At 63.5% G+C, this 18,153-nt stretch carries 18 protein-coding genes and 1 riboswitch; of the genes, 9 read left to right on the top strand and 9 right to left on the bottom strand.

Going from position 1 to position 18,153, the window contains the following annotated elements:
* Positions 1-29 precede the first annotated feature (29 nt).
* The 7 genes from AYK65_RS30185 to AYK65_RS30155 all read left to right on the top strand — a co-directional run bounded on the left by AYK65_RS30185 (position 30) and on the right by AYK65_RS30155 (position 7,696).
* Positions 30-1,265 carry an ABC transporter substrate-binding protein gene (locus AYK65_RS30185; protein WP_081163027.1) on the top strand — a complete coding sequence of 412 codons (1,236 nt, stop codon included), beginning with the start codon at positions 30-32 and terminating at the stop codon, positions 1,263-1,265.
* Between the two features lie 77 nt (positions 1,266-1,342).
* Positions 1,343-2,260, top strand: a complete 918-nt coding sequence (locus AYK65_RS30180; RefSeq protein ID WP_081163026.1) for a carbohydrate ABC transporter permease — start codon at positions 1,343-1,345, stop codon at positions 2,258-2,260.
* Positions 2,257-3,120, top strand: a complete 864-nt coding sequence (locus tag AYK65_RS30175) for a carbohydrate ABC transporter permease (protein WP_081163023.1) — start codon at positions 2,257-2,259, stop codon at positions 3,118-3,120. Before AYK65_RS30180 ends, AYK65_RS30175 begins: the two co-directional genes overlap by 4 nt.
* A gap of 24 nt (positions 3,121-3,144) precedes the next feature.
* Positions 3,145-5,067 carry a glycoside hydrolase family 127 protein gene (locus AYK65_RS30170; RefSeq protein ID WP_081163021.1) on the top strand — a complete coding sequence of 641 codons (1,923 nt, stop codon included), beginning with the start codon at positions 3,145-3,147 and terminating at the stop codon, positions 5,065-5,067.
* 12 nt (positions 5,068-5,079) lie between these two features.
* On the top strand, positions 5,080-6,165 hold the full coding sequence (locus AYK65_RS30165; RefSeq protein WP_081163018.1) for an ABC transporter ATP-binding protein: 1,086 nt from the start codon (positions 5,080-5,082) through the stop codon (positions 6,163-6,165).
* A 305-nt stretch (positions 6,166-6,470) separates the two neighbouring features.
* Positions 6,471-7,145: a L,D-transpeptidase gene (locus AYK65_RS30160; RefSeq protein WP_081163016.1), complete on the top strand. Its 675-nt coding sequence runs from the start codon at positions 6,471-6,473 to the stop codon at positions 7,143-7,145.
* Complete coding sequence (locus AYK65_RS30155; protein WP_081163013.1) at positions 7,142-7,696, top strand: OmpA family protein; 555 nt, start codon at positions 7,142-7,144, stop codon at positions 7,694-7,696. Before AYK65_RS30160 ends, AYK65_RS30155 begins: the two co-directional genes overlap by 4 nt.
* Before the next feature lie 24 nt (positions 7,697-7,720).
* On the opposite strand, the gene AYK65_RS30150 is transcribed toward AYK65_RS30155, so the two are convergent.
* Positions 7,721-8,119 carry a RidA family protein gene (locus AYK65_RS30150; RefSeq protein ID WP_081163122.1) on the bottom strand — a complete coding sequence of 133 codons (399 nt, stop codon included), beginning with the start codon at positions 8,117-8,119 and terminating at the stop codon, positions 7,721-7,723.
* A 255-nt stretch (positions 8,120-8,374) separates the two neighbouring features.
* Positions 8,375-8,968: a TetR/AcrR family transcriptional regulator gene (locus AYK65_RS30145; protein WP_081163011.1), complete on the bottom strand. Its 594-nt coding sequence runs from the start codon at positions 8,966-8,968 to the stop codon at positions 8,375-8,377.
* A gap of 102 nt (positions 8,969-9,070) precedes the next feature.
* On the opposite strand from AYK65_RS30145, the gene AYK65_RS30140 reads away from it, so the two are divergent.
* On the top strand, positions 9,071-10,132 hold the full coding sequence (locus tag AYK65_RS30140) for a saccharopine dehydrogenase family protein (protein WP_081163008.1): 1,062 nt from the start codon (positions 9,071-9,073) through the stop codon (positions 10,130-10,132).
* A gap of 105 nt (positions 10,133-10,237) precedes the next feature.
* On the opposite strand, the gene AYK65_RS30135 is transcribed toward AYK65_RS30140, so the two are convergent.
* A complete protein-coding gene (locus AYK65_RS30135) occupies positions 10,238-11,236 on the bottom strand; it encodes an AraC family transcriptional regulator (protein WP_026614700.1) in 999 nt (332 codons plus the stop codon).
* Between the two features lie 74 nt (positions 11,237-11,310).
* Here AYK65_RS30135 and AYK65_RS30130 point away from each other — a divergent pair, with 74 nt between their 5' ends.
* A complete protein-coding gene (locus AYK65_RS30130) occupies positions 11,311-12,516 on the top strand; it encodes an MFS transporter (protein ID WP_081163006.1) in 1,206 nt (401 codons plus the stop codon).
* A gap of 58 nt (positions 12,517-12,574) precedes the next feature.
* On the opposite strand, the gene AYK65_RS30125 is transcribed toward AYK65_RS30130, so the two are convergent.
* The 6 genes from AYK65_RS30125 to AYK65_RS30100 all read right to left on the bottom strand — a co-directional run bounded on the left by AYK65_RS30125 (position 12,575) and on the right by AYK65_RS30100 (position 18,130).
* On the bottom strand, positions 12,575-13,180 hold the full coding sequence (locus tag AYK65_RS30125) for a thiamine phosphate synthase (protein ID WP_046117541.1): 606 nt from the start codon (positions 13,178-13,180) through the stop codon (positions 12,575-12,577).
* On the bottom strand, positions 13,177-13,950 hold the full coding sequence (locus tag AYK65_RS30120; protein WP_026614697.1) for a thiazole synthase: 774 nt from the start codon (positions 13,948-13,950) through the stop codon (positions 13,177-13,179). The genes AYK65_RS30125 and AYK65_RS30120 overlap by 4 nt, the downstream gene beginning before the upstream one ends.
* Positions 13,951-13,953: 3 nt before the next feature.
* Positions 13,954-14,151 carry a sulfur carrier protein ThiS gene (gene thiS, locus AYK65_RS30115; RefSeq protein ID WP_026614696.1) on the bottom strand — a complete coding sequence of 66 codons (198 nt, stop codon included), beginning with the start codon at positions 14,149-14,151 and terminating at the stop codon, positions 13,954-13,956.
* A complete protein-coding gene (locus AYK65_RS30110; RefSeq protein WP_081163002.1) occupies positions 14,148-15,125 on the bottom strand; it encodes an FAD-dependent oxidoreductase in 978 nt (325 codons plus the stop codon). The genes thiS and AYK65_RS30110 overlap by 4 nt, the downstream gene beginning before the upstream one ends.
* 2 nt (positions 15,126-15,127) lie before the next feature.
* Complete coding sequence (gene thiC / locus AYK65_RS30105) at positions 15,128-16,960, bottom strand: phosphomethylpyrimidine synthase ThiC (RefSeq protein WP_081162999.1); 1,833 nt, start codon at positions 16,958-16,960, stop codon at positions 15,128-15,130.
* A gap of 98 nt (positions 16,961-17,058) precedes the next feature.
* Positions 17,059-17,170, bottom strand: a riboswitch (TPP riboswitch).
* 90 nt (positions 17,171-17,260) lie between these two features.
* On the bottom strand, positions 17,261-18,130 hold the full coding sequence (locus AYK65_RS30100; protein ID WP_081162996.1) for an alpha/beta fold hydrolase: 870 nt from the start codon (positions 18,128-18,130) through the stop codon (positions 17,261-17,263).
* Positions 18,131-18,153 lie beyond the last annotated feature (23 nt).

Raw genomic sequence — 18,153 nt, 5'->3', positions numbered from 1 at the left:
GTGGCCCCGCATTTTGGGAGGAATGCGAAATGTTGAAGAAGCTAATGGCTGCGACGGCTCTCATATCGGCCGGCATGATCTCGACCGCTTCGGCCGAGACGATCACCATGTGGGTGCGCTCGGGCATCGGCGACTCCTCCAAGGAAGTGGTGAAGGCCTACAATGCCGGCCACGAGAACAAGGTCGAACTGACTGAAGTGCCCTTCGCCGAGCTCGTGCAGAAATATGCTACCGCCATTGCCGGCGGTCAGGCGCCGGATGCGCTGTCGCTCGATCTCATCTACACGCCCGCTTTCGCAGCCGCCGGGCAGCTCGAGGACCTGAGCGACTGGGCGAAGGCGCTGCCCTATTTCAATTCGCTCTCGCCGTCGCATGTGAAGCTCGGCACCTATCAGGACAAGATCTACGGCCTGCCGCTTTCGGTCGAGACCTCGATCTTCGCTTGGAACAAGGACCTCTATAAAAAGGCCGGTCTCGATCCGGAAAAGGCGCCTAAGACCTGGGAGGAGATCACGGCCAATGCCGAGAAGATCCGGGCGCTCGGCGGTGATACCTACGGCTTCTATTTCTCGGGCGGCGGCTGCGGCGGCTGCATGATCTTCACCTTCACCCCCCTCGTCTGGGGCGCCGGCGCCGATATTCTCTCGGCCGACAGCAAGACCGCGACGCTCGACACGCCCGAGATGCGCAAGGCCGTCGACATCTATCGCAACATGGTCAAGAAGGACCTGGTGCCCGCGGGTGCCGCGAGCGACAACGGGGTGAATTTCCTGAGCTTCACCAACGGCAAGATCGGCCAGCAGAGCATCGGCGCCTTCGCCATAGGCACGCTGGTGACCCAGCATCCCGAGATCAATTTTGGCGTGACGCTGATCCCGGGCGTCGACGGCAAGCCCTCATCCTTTGCCGGCGGCGACAACTTCGTCGTCACCAAGGGCACGCCGAAGCTGGCGGAGGTCAAGGAGTTCCTCGAATATACCTATTCGATGGAAGGCCAGAAGATCATGGCGAAATACGGCAGCCTGCCGACGCGCGGCGATATCGCCAATGAGGTGCTCGAAGGTCTCGACCCGCGCCTGAAGGTCGGCATCGACGCGATCGCCGTCGCCAAGACCCCCTACACGTTGCAGTTCAACGACCTGATCAACAGCGCCAACGGCCCGTGGGCGACCTTCACCAATGCTGCGATCTATGGCGATGATGTGGATGGTGCCTTCTCCAATGCGCAGGCGGAGATGCAGTCCATCATCGATGCTGGGCAGTAAGACCCAGCCGATCCGAATGACCGGGAGGGCAGGCGTCCTCCCGGCAGCGTCCCCGAACTGCGTGAAAAAGTGCATCCATGACGACGGCAGGCCTCACATCGACCCCGCACCGGCGCCGCCCTAGACGGCAATCCGGATGGCGCGGACTGCTCTATATCGCGCCGGCCATGGCGCTCGTCAGCCTCTTCTTCGTGCTGCCCGTGCTCTTCACGGTATGGATGAGTCTGCACAAATGGCCGCTGCTCGGCGCACCGGCCTGGATAGGCCTCGGCAATTACACACGCATGTTCACCGACGCGCGGTTCCTCAACACCCTTGGTTTCACCGCGCATTATACGCTCGTCGTCACCATCGCCATTTTCGCGGTCGCCTTCCCGCTGGCGATCTTCGTCGAGAAGCAGAGGCCGCTCGTCTCGGCCTATCGCACCATCATCTTCCTGCCGGTCGTGGTGGGGCTCGCTTCCGCCTCGCTGCTTTGGGTCTGGCTTGCCAATGTCGACAGCGGACTCTTCTCACCGCTTTTCCAGATGCTCGGCTTGACCTCCGGGCGGATCAACCTGCTTGCAAAGTTCGACACGGCCTTTCTGACGATCATCGTCATGGTGGTGTGGAAGATCGCCGGCTTCACCATGATCATCCTCTTGACCGGCCTGCAGGCGATCCCGACGGAACTGACCGAGGCTGCCCGTATCGATGGCGCCGGGCGCTGGCAGCGCTTCCGGCACCTGACGCTGCCCTTGATGCGGCGGACGATGGCGCTCGCGCTGATCCTCTCCGTGACCGGCTCGATCCTCGCCTTCGATCAGTTCTACATCATGACCAGCGGCGGACCGCAGAACAAGATGATCTCGGTCGTCTACTACATCTTCAACCAGTCCTTCGTGTCCTTCAATCTCGGCTATGGCGCGGCGCTGTCGATCGCGCTTCTCGTAATCCTGGTCACGCTGAGCGTGCTCCAGCTCTGGCTGCTCAAGGTGGGGGATGAACGCCCATGAGGACGCGCCGCGAGATCCGCGCCCGCAAGACGCTCCGGGACAAGATCACCTATCACGGCATCGGCCTCGGCACGGCCTTCTTCTTCCTGGCGCCCTTTGTCGTCACCTTGCTCGCCTCCTTCCGGCCGAACAGCGAATCCGGCTCGCCGCCGCTGCCGCCATGGCCGAGCTCGGGGGTAAGCTTTGATGCCTATCGCGCGCTCGATGCATTCGGCGCCGGCATCTGGCAGCATATGTTCAACTCGCTTGTCGTGTCCGTGGGGACGGTCATCCTGACGGTCGCCGTCAGCGTGCTCGCCGGCTATGGCTTCTCGCGCTACCGCTTCCCGTTCAAGAACGTGCTCTTCGTGCTGATCATCGCCACGCTGATGATCCCGTTCCAGTCGATCCTGACGCCGCTCTTCATCATCCTGGCGCGGCTGGGCCTCAACAATTCGCTCGTCGGACTGATGCTCGTCTATGTGACGCTGCAGCTTCCCTTCTCGGTTTTCATGATGCGCAACGCCTTCGACGCGGTGCCGAAGGAGATCGAGGAGGCCGCCCGCATCGACGGCGCGCGTGATCTGAAGCTGCTCGTCCGGGTGCTGCTGCCGCTCGTCATGCCGGGCATCGCGACGGTGTCGATCTTCGCCTTCCTCAATGCCTGGAACGAGTTCTTCGCCGCTCTCGTCCTGCTGTCGAGCAACGACAACTACACGCTGCCGGTGCTGATGACCGCCGTGCGCGCCGGCCGCCTCGGCGCGATCAATTGGGGCGCGGTGCAGGCCGGTGTCGCGGTGATGGTGGTGCCCTGCCTCTTCGTCTTCCTTCTTCTGCAACGCTACTACATGCGCGGGCTGATGGCCGGCGCGGTGAAATGATCTCAAGAGAGCGAAAGTGATCCCATGACCAGGACCAGAAAAGATCGCCAGTTCCGCCCCGTTGCCGTTCCCGACGTCGAACTCGGCGGCTTCTGGGGCAAATGGCAGGATGCCGTCTGCCAATCCACCGCCGAAACCTTGCTCGACCGCTGCGTCGAAGCGGGCATGCTGAAGGCGATTGATATCGCCCAGCCGAGCCCCGGCATCGTCATTCCGATCCAGCCCTGGGGCGGCACGACGCAGATGTTTTGGGATTCCGACCTCGGCAAGTCGATCGAGACGATCGCCTATTCGCTCTACCGCCGCCCCAATCCGGAACTCGAAGCGCGCGCTGACCGGATCATCGACATGTATGAGAAGCTGCAGGACAAGGACGGTTATTTGAACGCCTGGTTCCAGCGCGTGCAGCCCGAGCGCCGCTGGACGAACCTGCGCGACCATCACGAACTCTATTGCGCCGGCCATCTGATCGAAGCCGCGGTTGCCTATTACCAGGCAACCGGCAAGCGCAAGCTGCTCGACATCATGTGCCGCTACGCCGACTACATGGTCACCGTCTTCGGCCACGGCGAGGGACAGATTCCGGGCTATTGCGGCCATGAGGAAATCGAGCTCGCGCTCGTCAAGCTCGCCCGCGTCACCGGCGAGAAGAAGTATCTTGATCTCTCGAAATTCTTCATCGATGAGCGCGGGACCGAGCCGCATTTCTTCACCGAGGAAGCGAAACGCGACGGCCGCGATCCGGAGAATTTCATCCAGAAGACCTATGAATACGGCCAGGCGCACCAGCCGGTGCGCGAGCAGAGACAAGTCGTCGGCCACGCCGTGCGCGCCATGTATCTCTATTCCGGCATGGCCGACATCGCCACGGAATACAACGACGACAGCCTGACGGCGGCGCTCGAAACGCTGTGGGACGACCTCACCGCGAAGCAGATGTACATCACCGGCGGCATCGGGCCGTCCGCCTCGAACGAGGGCTTCACCGACTACTACGACCTGCCGAACGACACGGCCTACGCCGAGACCTGCGCCTCCGTCGGCCTCGTCTTCTGGGCGAGCCGCATGCTCGGCCGCGGTCCGGATCGCCGCTACGCCGACATCATGGAACAGGCACTCTATAACGGCGCGCTGCCGGGCCTTTCCATCGACGGCAGGACCTTCTTCTACGACAATCCGCTCGAAAGCTCCGGCAAGCACCATCGCTGGAAATGGCACCATTGCCCCTGCTGCCCGCCCAACATCGCCCGCCTCGTCACCTCGATCGGTTCCTACATGTATGCGGTCGCCGAGGACGAGATCGCCGTGCATCTCTATGGGGAAAGCACGGCGCGTCTGAAGCTCGCGAACGGCGCCAATGTCGAGCTCAGGCAGACGAGCAACTATCCCTGGGAAGGCGCGATCGCCTTCACGGCGAAGCTCGAGCGGCCGGCGAAATTCGCGCTGTCGCTGCGCATACCGGAATGGGCGGATGGGGCGATCTTGAGTGTCAACGGAACGATGATCGATCTTTCGACCGTTGTCTCCGACGGCTATGCCCGCATCGAGCGCGAATGGGCGGACGGCGACCGCGTCGAGCTCGACCTGCCGCTCGAGCTTCGTCCGCAATATGCCAATCCGAAGGTCAGGCAGGATGCCGGCCGTGTCGCGCTGATGCGCGGACCGCTCGTCTATTGCGTCGAGGCGACGGACAGTGGCGAAGATCTGAACGCGATCGTTCTTCCCCGCGAGCTCCCGGCTGCGGAGACGACGGTGCTGAAGGACCTGAACGACGCCGTTGCCATAGACGTCGCGGTCGAGCGCGAGGAGACGGAGAACTGGGGCAAGGCGCTCTACCGCAAGGAACCGGCCAAGCGCCGGCCTGCCAGGGCGCGCTTCGTGCCCTATCATCTCTGGGACAACCGTGCGCCGGGCGAAATGCTCGTCTGGGTGCAGTCGGACAAGTAGGCGATCTCGAGGATGGCGAACGGTAGCAGTAACAAGAGCGTCGTGCTCAGCGACGTGCGCAAGAGCTATGGCGGCCTGCAGGTGATCCATGGCATCGACCTGACGATCGAGGAGGGCGATTTCGTCGTCTTCGTCGGCCCGTCCGGCTGCGGGAAATCGACGCTTCTCCGGATGATCGCGGGACTCGAAGAGGTGACCGAAGGCGAGATCGCCATCAAGGGCAGGGACGTGACCGACCTCGACCCTTCCGAGCGCGGCATTGCCATGGTCTTCCAGTCCTATGCGCTCTACCCGCATATGAGCGTGCGAGAAAATCTCGCCTTCGGGCTGAAGATGGCGCGCACGGCTGCGGCCGATATCGAGCGACGCGTCGCGCAAGCGTCCGCGATCCTCAAGATCGACCATCTGCTCGACCGCCGGCCGGGCCAGCTTTCGGGCGGCCAGCGGCAGCGCGTGGCGATCGGCCGCGCGATCGTGCGCGAGCCGGACGTCTTCCTGTTCGACGAGCCGCTCTCCAATCTCGACGCGGAGCTTCGCGTCTCGATGCGCATCGAGATTGCCCGCCTGCATCGCGAGCTCGGCAACACCATGATCTATGTCACCCACGACCAGACGGAGGCGATGACGCTTGCCGATCAGATCGTCGTGCTCCGGGACGGGCGGATCGAGCAGGCGGGCAGCCCCCGCGACGTCTACGAGGACCCGGCTAATATCTTCGTCGCAGGCTTCATCGGCTCGCCGCGCATGAATTTCCTCGAAGCCGAATGGCTGGGCGAGGGGATGATCCGGGTCGGCAATGCGGCGATGCGCACCGCAATCGACGGCAGCGGTCTGACCGCCGGCGAGCACCTGCTCCTCGGGATCAGGCCGGAGCACATCGCGGTTGCGGACCCGGGGCCCGAACACATCACGGCGCAGGTCGAGTTTTCGGAATATCTCGGCGGCACCCGCTATCTTTATTGCCAGCTCGAGGACGGCCAGAGCCTCGTCGTCGAACAGCGCGACGGTCCGGATTGGCAGGCGGGGGAGAAGCTTTCCTTCGCCGCGCCCGAGGAGCGCAGGCGCTTCTTCGCCAAGGACGGCCGGCGCCTGCGGTAGATCAGCCGGAGGTCGGCCAAGGTTCACCACCGACAGGTGGCAAGACTACTTGCAGGGATGGGCTTGCTCGGCATCCCGGGCGCTTGCGGCTGGAACCGGCCCATTGTGGCCATGACACAGCGATCAATCTTTTTGGTAATTTACCTAAGCCAAAATGGCTCCGACGGTTGAGCGGTAGAGCGCACGCTATCCCGAGAGAGACCAAATAGCGTTCTACTTGAGAACGCTGAAAGTTTTGTGTTGTGGCAAATGAAAAATCTGATTTACTGCCGCTTCGCTACTTGGCTTTTCGGGGGATATTGCCGATGGGGTGGACGCGCAGGGGTATTGTGCTTGGTGGTTTAGCGTCATTTGGCACCGTGGCGGTCCAGAAACCCACACTCGCAGCGGCGTCTTCCTATTTTTCCGGCACCGCCGTCGACAATGGCGTAATGTTCCGCAGCACCAACTTTGCCAAGATCGACAAGAAGTGGCGCCGCCAAGTTGTCAAATATTTTAGCAGCGAGCCGATTGGCACCGTCGTAGTCGACACCAGGCACCATTTTCTCTACCTGATCATGGAGAACAAGACTGCCATCCGCTATGGCGTCGGTGTCGGCCGCGAGGGCTTCAAATGGTATGGCCGCGCCACGATCGACCGGAAATCGCTCTGGCCACGCTGGACGCCGCCGCCGGAGATGCGCGAGCGCCACCCCGAACTGCCTCAATCGGTCGAGGGAGGTTCGCCGAAGAACCCGCTTGGCCCGCGCGCCATGTACCTGCTTCGCGATGGTGTGGATACCGGCTACCGCTTGCACGGTACGCTGGAGCCGGGCAGCATCGGTAAGGACGCCTCTAGCGGTTGCATCCGCATGTTCAATGAAGATGCGATTGATCTTTATCAGCGTTGCCCCATCGGCACCGCGGTGCAAGTACTGCCGCACATTGCCGATCAGGCTGAAAGTGCCGCTCAGGTCAGTCAAGCAACCCCGGTCGAATAAGGAATATCACCCTGATGTCTGCTTTGACCGGATATACGAGGCTGCTTGTTGGCGTGGCCATGCTCCTGACACTCGCCGCCTGCAACACCACTGAAATCGCGGCGTTGGAAGAGCCGGCCGCCACGCCGATGACCGGACAAACCAACGATCCGGCGCCTGGTTTCGAGAATGTCACGGCCGGCAGCGAAGAGGATTTCATCCTGAATGTCGGCCGACGGACCTACTTCACGAAGGACTCGGCTACACTCGATTCAGTCGCCATGGCAACGTTGGATAAGCAGGCCATCTGGCTCAACAGCAACCCGCGCTGGCTGGTCAAGCTGCAGGGATTTGCCGACGATTCCGGGTCCGCGTCAGACATGGGAACGCTGTCGCAGAAACGCGCTGACGCGGCAATGGCCTATCTCGTCTCAAAGGGCGTAGATGCCAACCGCATGTGGGCCAAGGGTTACGGCAACGACCGCGAGGTCCGTGACTGCACGGACCGCTCCTGCAAGGTGCAGAACCGGCGCGTCGTCTCCAATCTGCGCACCGAGCGCGACTCACTCTGATCGCAGGATGCCTTGCGGATAGGTCTACGCCTCTTCAGGAACACGAGCGATGACCTTGATCTCGAAATCGAAACCGGCGAGCCAGTTCACACCGATTGCGGTCCAGTTGGGATAGGGCGGGTTAGGGAAGATCCGGTTCTTGACCGCCATAATGGTCTCGAACTGGTTTTCAGGATCTGTGTGGAACGTGGTCACATCGACGATATCGTCGAAGCTGCAGCCCGCCGCTTGCAGTGTGGCCCGGAGATTGTCGAAAGCCAGCTGGACCTGGCGCCCGAAATCGGGTTCGGGAGTGCCATCGGAACGGCTGCCGACCTGCCCGGAGACGAATAGGAGGTCGCCGGAGCGGATCGCGGCCGAATAGCCATGGGCCTCATAGAGTGCATGCCTGTTGGCAGGAAAAATCGGTTCGCGCTGCGCCATTTTTTGCTTCCTTTTCATCGTCGCGGAGTGGCGCTCAATGAGTGAAGCGCCAAGCTTCGGGAGCTTCACACGCTGCTGCATCATCAAATATACGCCACGTATGTGAATAGCGTACATACGCGACGTATGTCAATCCATATACGTCACGTATGTGGATGCAGGAGCAATGATGATGGCAAGGCGACGCGTCGAGATGAAGACGCACGGCGCTGCACGGAACGGGGCGGCCGCAGAGAGAGGAATTCCGATTTTGCGTTAGCGGCCGGCGGCAATCAGCGCGTGCGCGGTTTGCCGCAGGAGCGGAATGGCTTCGCCCGCTTCAAGAACCTGCGAACTGACGAATGCGCCGTTGATGAGCAATGCGAGCTGACCGGCAAGTTCGTCCGGACGGCGAACACTCAGCCGCTCCGCGATCCCCTTCAGCCGACGCCGCATTTCACGCTTGTGAGCAGCCGCGACTTTGCGCGCGGGGTGGTCGGCTTCCGGGAACTCCGCGGCGACATTGATCTGCGGGCAACCGCGGTAGTTCGGTCGCCCGACCCGCTCGCCGATCCATTCCAGGTGCGCGTCGAGTTCCGCCTGAGCGTCGTCCTTGTGTTTTTCAGCCACACCGTCCCATGTGCCCCAGAAATCCTCGTCCTCCCGGGCGAGAAAGGCGGCGATGAGGTCGTCCTTCGTGCCGAAATGCCGATAGAGACTGGTCTTGGCGACCCCTGCCTCCGCGACCACGAGGTCAACCCCCACAGCGCGCACGCCTCGTTCATAGAAGAGTGTCGATGCGGTTTCGAGGATCCTGTCCCTCACATCTACAGTATCGTGGTCGTTCGCTTTGGCCGCGCTTTTCGTCATCACTCACCTCCAATGTCAGGAACTTAGCACAAGCATGCTTGACACGCTACAGACTTGTTTGTAGCTGTATCAAACAAACAGGTCTGTAGCGTGGAGGAATCGATGGCTGTTTACACAACAAGAGCTGCGAAGCAGGATCGGGCTGTCGCCGTGTTCGGCGCTGCCGGGCATACGGGGCGTTTCGTCGTCTTAGAACTCGTGCGTCGAGGCATGACCCCGATTGCTGTCGCGCGGGACGCGGCGAAGCTGGCGGGGTTCGCGGATCTTGGCATCGAGGTGCGGGGTGCTTCGGTAGAGAACCCGGGCTCGCTCGATCGCGCATTCGAGGGCGCGGCCGCGGTCATCAACTGTGCCGGTCCCTTTCTCGACACCGCCGATGCCGTGGCTTCCGCTGCCCTTCGCGCGGGAATCCACTATCTCGATGTGACGGCCGAGCAGCCGAGCGCACAGGCGACCTATGACAAATTCGACAAGGCGGCGCGCGATGCCGGCGTGCTCGTCATTCCGGCCATGGGCTTTTACGGCGGCTTTGCCGACCTGCTCGTGACAACCGTCATGGGTGACTGGCATTTCGCCGACGAGATCAGGGTAGGGATCGCGCTCGACAGTTGGCATCCCACGCGAGGCACTCGAGTAACCGGCAAGAAGAACACCGCGCGGCGCATGATAGTTGCGAACGGAAGGCTTACGCCGGTGCTTCAGCCAGCCGCCGAGATGGATTGGGATTTCCCGGAGCCGTTTGCGCGGCAGAAGGTCGTCGAGCTCCCCTTTTCAGAGATCGTCGTGATTGCGCGACACACGCGGTCATCCGAGCTCCGCACCTATCTCAATCGTACCGCCCTCGGTGACGTTCGGGACCCGGCGACGCCACCGCCGGAGCCTGCGGATGAAAACGGCCGGTCCGCGCAGACCTTTCTGGTCGAGGCGACCGTGCGAAACGGCGAGCATGTCCGGCGGATCGCCGCCCAGGGGCAAGACATCTACGCCTTCTCCGCGCCACTCATCTGTGAAGCCGTACAGCGCATGCTTGACGGCAAGGCGCGGCTGAGTGGAGCTCAGGCCCCGGGTGCCGTTTTTGATGCCCGCGACTATCTGGACGCCTTGGCAGCGCAACATCATCTGTCATTCGTCGTGGCGGGTGGCCAGCTGCCTAGCGTGGGATGAGGAAAAGTGTGAGCGGTTTTTCGCCCGCATCCCGCGCTAACTTGCTGGAATCGATCACGATATTTCAGGTCGATCCGACCTGAAATCATCGTGATCTAACAGCAATCAACGCCGGTGCTCTAAGACCTCGTCTCCGAATGTCTGCGCGCCCGGCGTCTCGGCACCGCGATAGTGGCTTGGCGGCGCGCCGATGACGCGCTTGAAGGCGCGGCTGAAGGAGGCCTCGGAATCGTAACCGAGGCGCCGCGCCACGACCGAGATGCGCATGCGGTCGCGGGCGAGCCACTGGCGCGCCTGGTGCATGCGCACCTGCGTGAGGTAACGCGCCGGTGTCTCGCCGACCACGGCAGCGAACTGCTGGGCGAAGCCCGAGCGCGAGGCGCCCATGAGTTTGGCGAGAGAGTCGACCGTCCAGTTCTTTTCCGGATCGAGATGCATAGCCGCGATCACCCGGCCAATGGAAGGATGCCGGACTGCGGCCACCCAGCCGCTCGTGTTGCCGCACCCGTGCTCCACCCAGGAGCGGATGATCAGCGCGGCCAGCACATCGGCAAGCCGCGCCAGGACGCCGCCCGAGCCGACGCGGCTCGCGCCGACTTCGCGCGCCATGGCGTCGAGCAGGTGCGGGATCGCCGGTTCGCTGGCGGTGAGCGCGTCGATGCGCATCACGTCCGGCATCATGCGCAGCAAGGGATGCATGGCATCCATGTTGAACTTGAGGCTGCCGCAGAAAAGGATGGTCATCTCGCCGCGCCCGCCGCCGCAGACGTTGTAGACGCAATCGCATACCTGTTGGAGGGAATAGGTCTCCAGCGAAGACAATTTCTCGTCCGGGGAGCTTGCCAGCGCATGCTCGCCGCCGCGTGGCAGAAGCACGGCGTCGCCACGCTTCAATTCGATCCAGTCGCCGCCCGGACCACGCAGCCAGCAGTTCCCACAGATGAAATGGAACCGCGCCGTCTCCTGCACCGGGAATGAAATGCCCCACGGGCCTGCCAACTCACAGCGGACGTAATCGACGCCGTCGAGGCGCAGGCCGCGCAAGAGCTCGGTCAGGAAGTCTTCCGAAACGACAGAAGAATTTTTGGACGAACGATCAAGCATTGCGGAATTTCTAGCATGGAATGTCCAGAGCGTCACGCCTTATCTAAGCCGGACCGATCAAGGAGACCGCTCTCATGACAGATACAGCGACAACACTGGATGCCGGACTTATACCGGCAAGCGACGAGCGAAGCGACCCCGCCTGGGCCGGCGTCGCCTCCCTCGCGCTTGGCGTGTTCGGCCTCGTCACGGCCGAGTTCCTTCCCGTCAGCATTCTGACCCCGATGGCGGCCGATCTCGGCATCAGCACGGGCACGGCGGGCCAGGCGGTCACGGCGACTGCCGTAGTCGGCGCGGTTGCGGGGCTGACGGTAGCGATCGCCACGCGCCGATTCGATCGCCGGTTGGTGCTCTGGGGGTTCACCCTTGCGCTGATAGCTTCCAGCCTCACCGCCGCCTTTGCCACCAATCTCGCCATGCTGCTTGCGGCTCGCGTCGTCCTCGGCATCGGGCTCGGCGGCTTCTGGTCGATGATGGCCGCGATCGCCTTGCGTCTCGTGCCGATGTCTCTCGTGCCGCGCGCCATGTCGATCGTCTTCACCGGCGTATCGGTTGCGACCGTCTGCGCGGCGCCGGTTGGCGCCTATATCGGCGATCTCTGGGGCTGGCGCGCCGCTTTCCTGATGGCCGCCGCGGTCGGGGCGTTGACGCTCATCGTGCAGATGGTGAGCATACCGCGGCTGCCGCCGCAATCCGCACCGAGCCTCAAGCTCCTGTTCGACTTCATACGCATGCCGAGCATCCGCATCGGCATTATAACGGTGCTGCTCTTCGTCTCGGGGCACTTTGCCGGTTTCACCTATGTGCGCCCGTTCCTGGAGAAGGTGCCCGAATTCGGCATCGAGGCGATCTCGCTGATCCTGCTCGCTTACGGCGTTGGCGGTTTCTTCGGCAATCTTGCCGGGGGCCTCATCATCGAACGCAGCATCACGGCGGCTGTCAGCCTCGGTACGCTGCTCATCGCGGCGATGGCCTTCGCCCTCGTGATCTTCGGCTCGATCGACGTCGTGTCGGCCGTTGCGGTGACCACCTGGGGCTTCGCATTCGGTGCGCTGCCCGTCGCCGTCCAGACGTGGATGGTGCGCGCCGCGCCCGAGCATGCGGAAAGCACGGGCGGCCTCATCGTCGCAACCTTCCAGGTCGGCATCGCCAGTGGCGCGATACTGGGTGGTCTCTTCGTGGATGGCTTCGGCCCGCTCGGCGCCATCAGCTACTGCGCTGTCGCGACGCTTGCGAGTGCGCTCTACGTCTTCAGCTCCCGGGGGCGCATAGCGGTCTGAGTGGATCCCTGCGGAACCGAACAGACGCTGGAGTGAGGAATGGGCCGGGCAAGCGGCCCTATCTCCACGCCTCCGTCTTCCGAATCCACTCCTTCGTCCTTCCCTCCGGATCGGCGTTGAGCGTGATGTCGGTGACGACGGCGGCGCTATCGGCGCCGTGGGCGAAGACGCCTTCGATCCGCTCCGGATTGAGCCCGCCGATCGCGACGAGGGGCAGCGGGCGAATACGCTCGCTCCAGGCGGCAAGCCGCTCCAGTCCCTGCGGCGCCCATCTCATCTTCTTGAAGATCGTCGGATAGATCGGGCCGAGCGCGACATAGTCCGGCTCGGCTGCCAGCGCCGATCTGAGTTCTGCCTCGTCATGGGTGCTAAGCCCGAGCTTCAACCCGGCGGCACGGATCGCGCCGAGGTCGGCCTCGGCCAGATCCTCCTGGCCGAGATGGACGAAATCGCAGCGCTCCTCGATCGCAAGCCGCCAGTAATCGTTGATGATTAACTGGCAGCGATGCTCGGCGCAGATCGCCTGGGCGGCGCGGATCTCGCCGCGGAGGTCGTCTTCGGTCCTGTCCTTGATCCTGAGCTGAACGAGCTTGACCCCGAGCGGGACCAGGCGCTCGATCCAGGCGGCGCTGTCGACGATGAGATAGAAGGGATCAAGCTTCATGAGAAGACGGCCTTTCCGATAACGGGCGTCGAAGGGACGGCCATGTCGCGCGGTTCCAACATGCCGGCGTGATAGGCGATGTGCCCGGCCGCGATTGCCTTGGCGAAGGCTTCCGCCATGGCGACGGGCTCGCCGGCACCCGCGACGGCCGTGTTGAGCAGCACCGCGTCATAGCCGAGCTCCATGACGGCCGCCGCATGCGACGGGCGGCCGATGCCGGCGTCGACGATCAGCGGCACGTCGGGAAATTCGGCGCGCATGGCGCGCAAGCTCGGCACGTTCTGCGGCCCCATGGCGCTGCCGATCGGCGCACACCAGGGCATCAGCACCTTGCAGCCGGCCTCCAGCAGCCGTTCGGCAACGACGAGATCGTCGGTCGTGTAGGGGAAGACCTCGAATCCTTCGCCAGCGAGGATGCGCGCTGCCTCGACGAGGCCAAAGACATCCGGCTGCAACGTCTCGTGGTGGCCGATCACTTCGAGCTTGATCCAGTCCGTGGCGAAGATCTCGCGCGCCATCTTCGCCGTCAGCACGGCTTCCGAGACCGAGTGGCAGCCGGCCGTGTTCGGCAGCACGCGCACGCCGAGCTCGCGGATCAGCTCGAAGAAGGCGCCGCCCTGGCGCCCGCCCGCCGTCTCGCGGCGAAGCGAAACCGTGACGATGTCGGTGCCCGACCGCCGCACGGCCTCGGCGAGCACGGCCGGCGAGGGATAACGCGCGGTTCCAAGCAGCAGCCGCGAGCGGAGTTCGCTTCCGTAAAATACCGGCATGGCTCAGCCTCCCTGCATTGGCGACAGGATTTCGATGCGGTCGCTGTCCTTTAGGTGATGACGGCTGCGATCGGTCCTGTGCACCAGTTCGCCGTTGACGGCGGTCGCGAGCCACTCGCCTTCGTAGTCGAGCAGAGCGAGCAAGTCGGCGAGCGTCGCAGCCTGAAGCTCATGCTCTTCGCCGTTCACTGTCAGCTTCATCGGACATGTCCTCTTCCTGATTGTTCGTCGAAGGCCAGCGCCGCTGCTTGCCTGGCCGTCGCCGGCGACAGAAGGAAGCCGTGCCGGTAGAGGCCGTTGACGGAGATGGTGTTTTCGCGCCGCGAGACCCGCGGCAGGTTGTCGGCAAAGGCCGGGCGCACGCCCGCGCCCGTCTCGACGAGACGGGCCTCGGCAAAGGCGGGATGCAGCGCATAGGCGGTGTTCAGGAAATCCATCAGCGAGCGGGCAGTGATCGGGCCGCCATCGTCGCTTTCGATCATCGTCGCTCCGCACATGAAGAGCCCACCGCCGCGCGGCACGGTATAAAGCGGAATGCGCGGGTGCAGCAGGCGCACGGGACGGGAGAGCGTGACCTCGTGCGTCTGGAGATAGATCATCTCTCCGCGAACGCCGCGCAGCCCCTCGACTTCGCCGATCCTGGCGGCGCCGGTGCAATCGACGGTGAGTGCAAAGCCGCCTTCGTCGATCTCGCTGGCGCGGAATACCACGCCCCGCGCCACGAGGCCTTGCCGGAGCGTCGAGAGCGCCTTGCGCGGATCGAGATGGGCTTCCTCGGCAAAGAACAGCGCCTGCCGAAAGCGGCCGGCAAGCGCTGGTTCGAGCGCCGCGATCTCCTCCGCACCGAGCCAGCGGAAGCCGGAGGTGCGCGAAGCGAAGCGCTTGAGCTCTGCACTGTCGCGCGGCTGGGCCACCACGAGCGTGCCATTGCGATGCACGGAATCGGCGGGAAGGGCGGCTTCCCACCAATCGGCGGCGCCGATGCCGTACGTCAGGACTACCTCCTCGGCGCTCTCGCGTTCGCACCAGGGCGCGAGCATCCCCCCGGCATACCAGGAGGCGGCGCCGGCGAGGCCTCGGGAATGTTCCGCCACCGTCACCTCCGCACCGCGGGCGACGAGCTCATGGGCGGCCGTGAGGCCGGCGACGCCGGCCCCTTTGATCAGCACGCGCATGCCTATTCTCCGGCAGCCTGGGCAGCGCCGTCGCCGACCGGCATATAGAGATCGCCGCTGTCGCGGTATTTGGCGGCCATGGCCTCGAGGCCCTCCTTCTGCGCCTCGGCGCGGATATCGTGGGAAATCCGCATCGAACAGAATTTCGGGCCGCACATGGAGCAGAAATGCGCGACCTTGTGCGCCTCTTTCGGCAGCGTCTCGTCGTGGAAGCTGCGGGCGGTCTCCGGATCGAGCGACAGGTTGAACTGGTCCTCCCAGCGGAACTCGAAGCGGGCGCGTGACAGCGCGTCGTCGCGGATGCGGGCGGCGGGGTGCCCCTTGGCGAGATCGGCGGCGTGGGCGGCGATCTTGTAGGTGATGACGCCCGTCTTGACGTCGTTGCGATCGGGCAGGCCCAGGTGCTCCTTCGGCGTCACGTAGCAGAGCATGGCGGTGCCGAACCAGCCGATCATCGCGGCGCCGATGCCGGAGGTGATGTGGTCGTAGCCGGGCGCGATGTCGGTCGTCAGCGGCCCGAGCGTGTAGAAGGGCGCCTCGCCGCAGACTTCAAGCTGCTTGTCCATGTTCTCCTTGATCTTGTGCATCGGCACATGGCCGGGGCCCTCGATCATGACCTGGCAGTCCTTCGCCCAGGCGACCTTGGTCAGTTCGCCGAGCGTCTCAAGCTCGGCGAACTGCGCCCGGTCGTTGGCGTCGGCAATCGAGCCCGGACGCAGGCCGTCGCCGAGCGAGAAGGAGACGTCATAGGCGCGGCAGATGTCGCAGATTTCCTCGAAGTGCTCATAGAGGAAGCTTTCGCGGTGGTGATGGAGGCACCACTTGGCCATGATCGAGCCGCCGCGCGAGACGATGCCGGTGACGCGGTCGACCGTGAGCGGAATGTAGTGCAGCCTGACGCCCGCATGGATGGTGAAATAGTCGACGCCCTGCTCGGCCTGCTCGATGAGGGTGTCGCGATAGACCTCCCAAGTGAGGTCCTCGGCGATGCCGCCGACCTTTTCGAGCGCCTGGTAGAGCGGCACTGTGCCGATCGGCACCGGCGAATTGCGGATGATCCATTCGCGGATATTGTGGATGTTGCGGCCGGTCGAAAGGTCCATGACCGTGTCCGCACCCCAGCGCGTCGCCCAGACCATCTTCTCGACTTCCTCCGCCATCGACGAGGTGACGGCGGAGTTGCCGATATTGGCGTTGATCTTCACCAGGAAATTCCGGCCGATAATCATCGGCTCGGATTCCGGGTGGTTGATATTGGCCGGGATGATCGCGCGGCCGCTAGCCACCTCCTGGCGGACGAATTCCGGCGTCACGAAATCGGGGACCGAAGCGCCAAAGCTTTCGCCGTCGCGGGCGAGCGCTTCCTTTGCGGCCTTGCGGCCGAGGTTCTCGCGGATGGCGATGAACTCCATCTCAGGCGTGATGATGCCGGCACGCGCATAGGCGAGCTGGGTGACGGCTTGGCCGGACTTGGCCTTGAGCGGCTGATGGCGCACCGGGAATTCCGGCGTCAGTCTCTCGCCGGTCGCAAAGCCGTTATCCTCCGCCTTGACCGCGCGGCCGTCGTAGCTCTCGACGTCGCCGCGCGCGAGAATCCAGTCGCGGCGAAGGCGCGGCAGGCCCTCGTCGATGCGGATGTCGGCATCTTCCAGCGTATAGGGACCGGAGGAATCGTAGACGGTGACCGGCGGCTCGCCGGAGGTCGGATGCAGGGCGATCTCGCGCATCGGCACCCGGATGTCGGGATGGATCTCGCCCGGCTTATAGACCTTGCGGGAAACCGGAAGCGGTCCTTGAGTGACCGACGGCGCAGCGAAAGGCTTGAATAGATTCATCTTGAGGCTCCAAAGTTTTCGCGTTGGAGACCCAGTTCTGAAGCCGGAAGGATGAAAAGACGTATCGCCGATGGATCGCGTGAACACGGAATCCTGGCTTTCAAACGCCCGCACCGTCCCTACGCCAGTATGAACTGGATCAGGTTCAACGGGTCACTGCGCGCTTTAGCAGTATCTCAGCCCCTTGCCGGGACCCCCCTGGTGAATGACGCAAATAGTGACGGATATCGCCGCGCCGTCAAGAGCGTTTATGCAGTCTGGTCGCCCCCGCGGCTGATTGGTGGCCGCGCCCGTCGTGGCTCAGAAGGCCGGAGACATTCGCAAGAGAAAGTCCCGTGTGACCGCGGCGACCTCCTGGAGGTTCGTCTCAAGCAGCCAATGTCCACCGTCGAAGAGGTGCAATTCGGCCTTCGGCAGGTCGCGGAGATAGGCGCGTGCCGAAGCCTCGGGCATGTAGCCGTCCTGCGGTCCCCAGACGATCAGCGTTGGCGGCTGATGTTCGCGCAAATAGGCCTGGTAGCGAGGGAACCAGTCAAGGTTCTCCCGCAGACCTGCGATGATGTCTATGGCGATCTCCCGTCGCCGGGGCGTTGTCAGCGACCAATGCAGTTTCCAGAGATCGGGCGGAATCCGCTCGGCAAGCTCGGGCCGAACATCATTCAGGAATTCGTCCCGGTAGCCTTCCTCGTTTACCGCTTCGCCGAGCTTGGCTCGGACCTCGGCGGTGGGATTGCGGAAATACTCCTTAAGCGACGCGTATTTCGGACCCAGCACATCCTCATAGATGTCGCCGTTCTGGATGATGAGCGTGGCGATCCGTTCCGGCCGGCGGATTGCCAACCGGAGACCGATCTGGGAGCCGAAGTCGTGCAGATAAAGTGCGAAGCGATCGACACCGAGGCGGCGGAGGAATGCGTCGAGGAAATCGGTGAAGCCGTCGAAGTCATAGGCGAAGTCGTCCGGCGTGTCGCTGTATCCCGCCCCCGGAAAATCCGGCGCGATGAGCCGCCACCGATCGGCCAGTAGCGGCATGAAGTTGCGGAACTCGTAGGACGAGCACGGGTAGCCATGGGGAAGCAGGACGACCGGCGCATCCTCGCGGCCCGCTTCGCGATAGAAGACGCCGATGCCGTCCAACTCGACGAAGCGGTGTTTCACTGTTGGGATCATTGTTGCCGCACCTCGTTTCGGTT

The sequence above is a fragment of the Ensifer aridi genome, assembly GCF_002078505.1.
In the GTDB taxonomy this organism is placed as follows: Bacteria; Pseudomonadota; Alphaproteobacteria; order Rhizobiales; family Rhizobiaceae; genus Sinorhizobium; species Sinorhizobium aridi.
The sequence above is the reverse complement of the archived record's forward strand: the minus strand, read 5'-3'. Positions and strand labels throughout refer to the sequence as shown.

Coding starts and splice junctions, on each gene's coding strand:
- AYK65_RS30185 (WP_081163027.1), top strand. CDS start 30: ATGTTGAAGAAGCTAATGGCTGCGACGGCTCTCATATCGGCCGGCATG.
- AYK65_RS30180 (WP_081163026.1), top strand. CDS start 1,343: ATGACGACGGCAGGCCTCACATCGACCCCGCACCGGCGCCGCCCTAGA.
- AYK65_RS30175 (WP_081163023.1), top strand. CDS start 2,257: ATGAGGACGCGCCGCGAGATCCGCGCCCGCAAGACGCTCCGGGACAAG.
- AYK65_RS30170 (WP_081163021.1), top strand. CDS start 3,145: ATGACCAGGACCAGAAAAGATCGCCAGTTCCGCCCCGTTGCCGTTCCC.
- AYK65_RS30165 (WP_081163018.1), top strand. CDS start 5,080: ATGGCGAACGGTAGCAGTAACAAGAGCGTCGTGCTCAGCGACGTGCGC.
- AYK65_RS30160 (WP_081163016.1), top strand. CDS start 6,471: ATGGGGTGGACGCGCAGGGGTATTGTGCTTGGTGGTTTAGCGTCATTT.
- AYK65_RS30150 (WP_081163122.1), bottom strand. CDS start 8,119: ATGGCGCAGCGCGAACCGATTTTTCCTGCCAACAGGCATGCACTCTAT.
- AYK65_RS30145 (WP_081163011.1), bottom strand. CDS start 8,968: ATGACGAAAAGCGCGGCCAAAGCGAACGACCACGATACTGTAGATGTG.
- AYK65_RS30140 (WP_081163008.1), top strand. CDS start 9,071: ATGGCTGTTTACACAACAAGAGCTGCGAAGCAGGATCGGGCTGTCGCC.
- AYK65_RS30135 (WP_026614700.1), bottom strand. CDS start 11,236: ATGCTTGATCGTTCGTCCAAAAATTCTTCTGTCGTTTCGGAAGACTTC.
- AYK65_RS30130 (WP_081163006.1), top strand. CDS start 11,311: ATGACAGATACAGCGACAACACTGGATGCCGGACTTATACCGGCAAGC.
- AYK65_RS30125 (WP_046117541.1), bottom strand. CDS start 13,180: ATGAAGCTTGATCCCTTCTATCTCATCGTCGACAGCGCCGCCTGGATC.
- AYK65_RS30120 (WP_026614697.1), bottom strand. CDS start 13,950: ATGCCGGTATTTTACGGAAGCGAACTCCGCTCGCGGCTGCTGCTTGGA.
- thiS (WP_026614696.1), bottom strand. CDS start 14,151: ATGAAGCTGACAGTGAACGGCGAAGAGCATGAGCTTCAGGCTGCGACG.
- AYK65_RS30110 (WP_081163002.1), bottom strand. CDS start 15,125: ATGCGCGTGCTGATCAAAGGGGCCGGCGTCGCCGGCCTCACGGCCGCC.
- thiC (WP_081162999.1), bottom strand. CDS start 16,960: ATGAATCTATTCAAGCCTTTCGCTGCGCCGTCGGTCACTCAAGGACCG.
- AYK65_RS30100 (WP_081162996.1), bottom strand. CDS start 18,130: ATGATCCCAACAGTGAAACACCGCTTCGTCGAGTTGGACGGCATCGGC.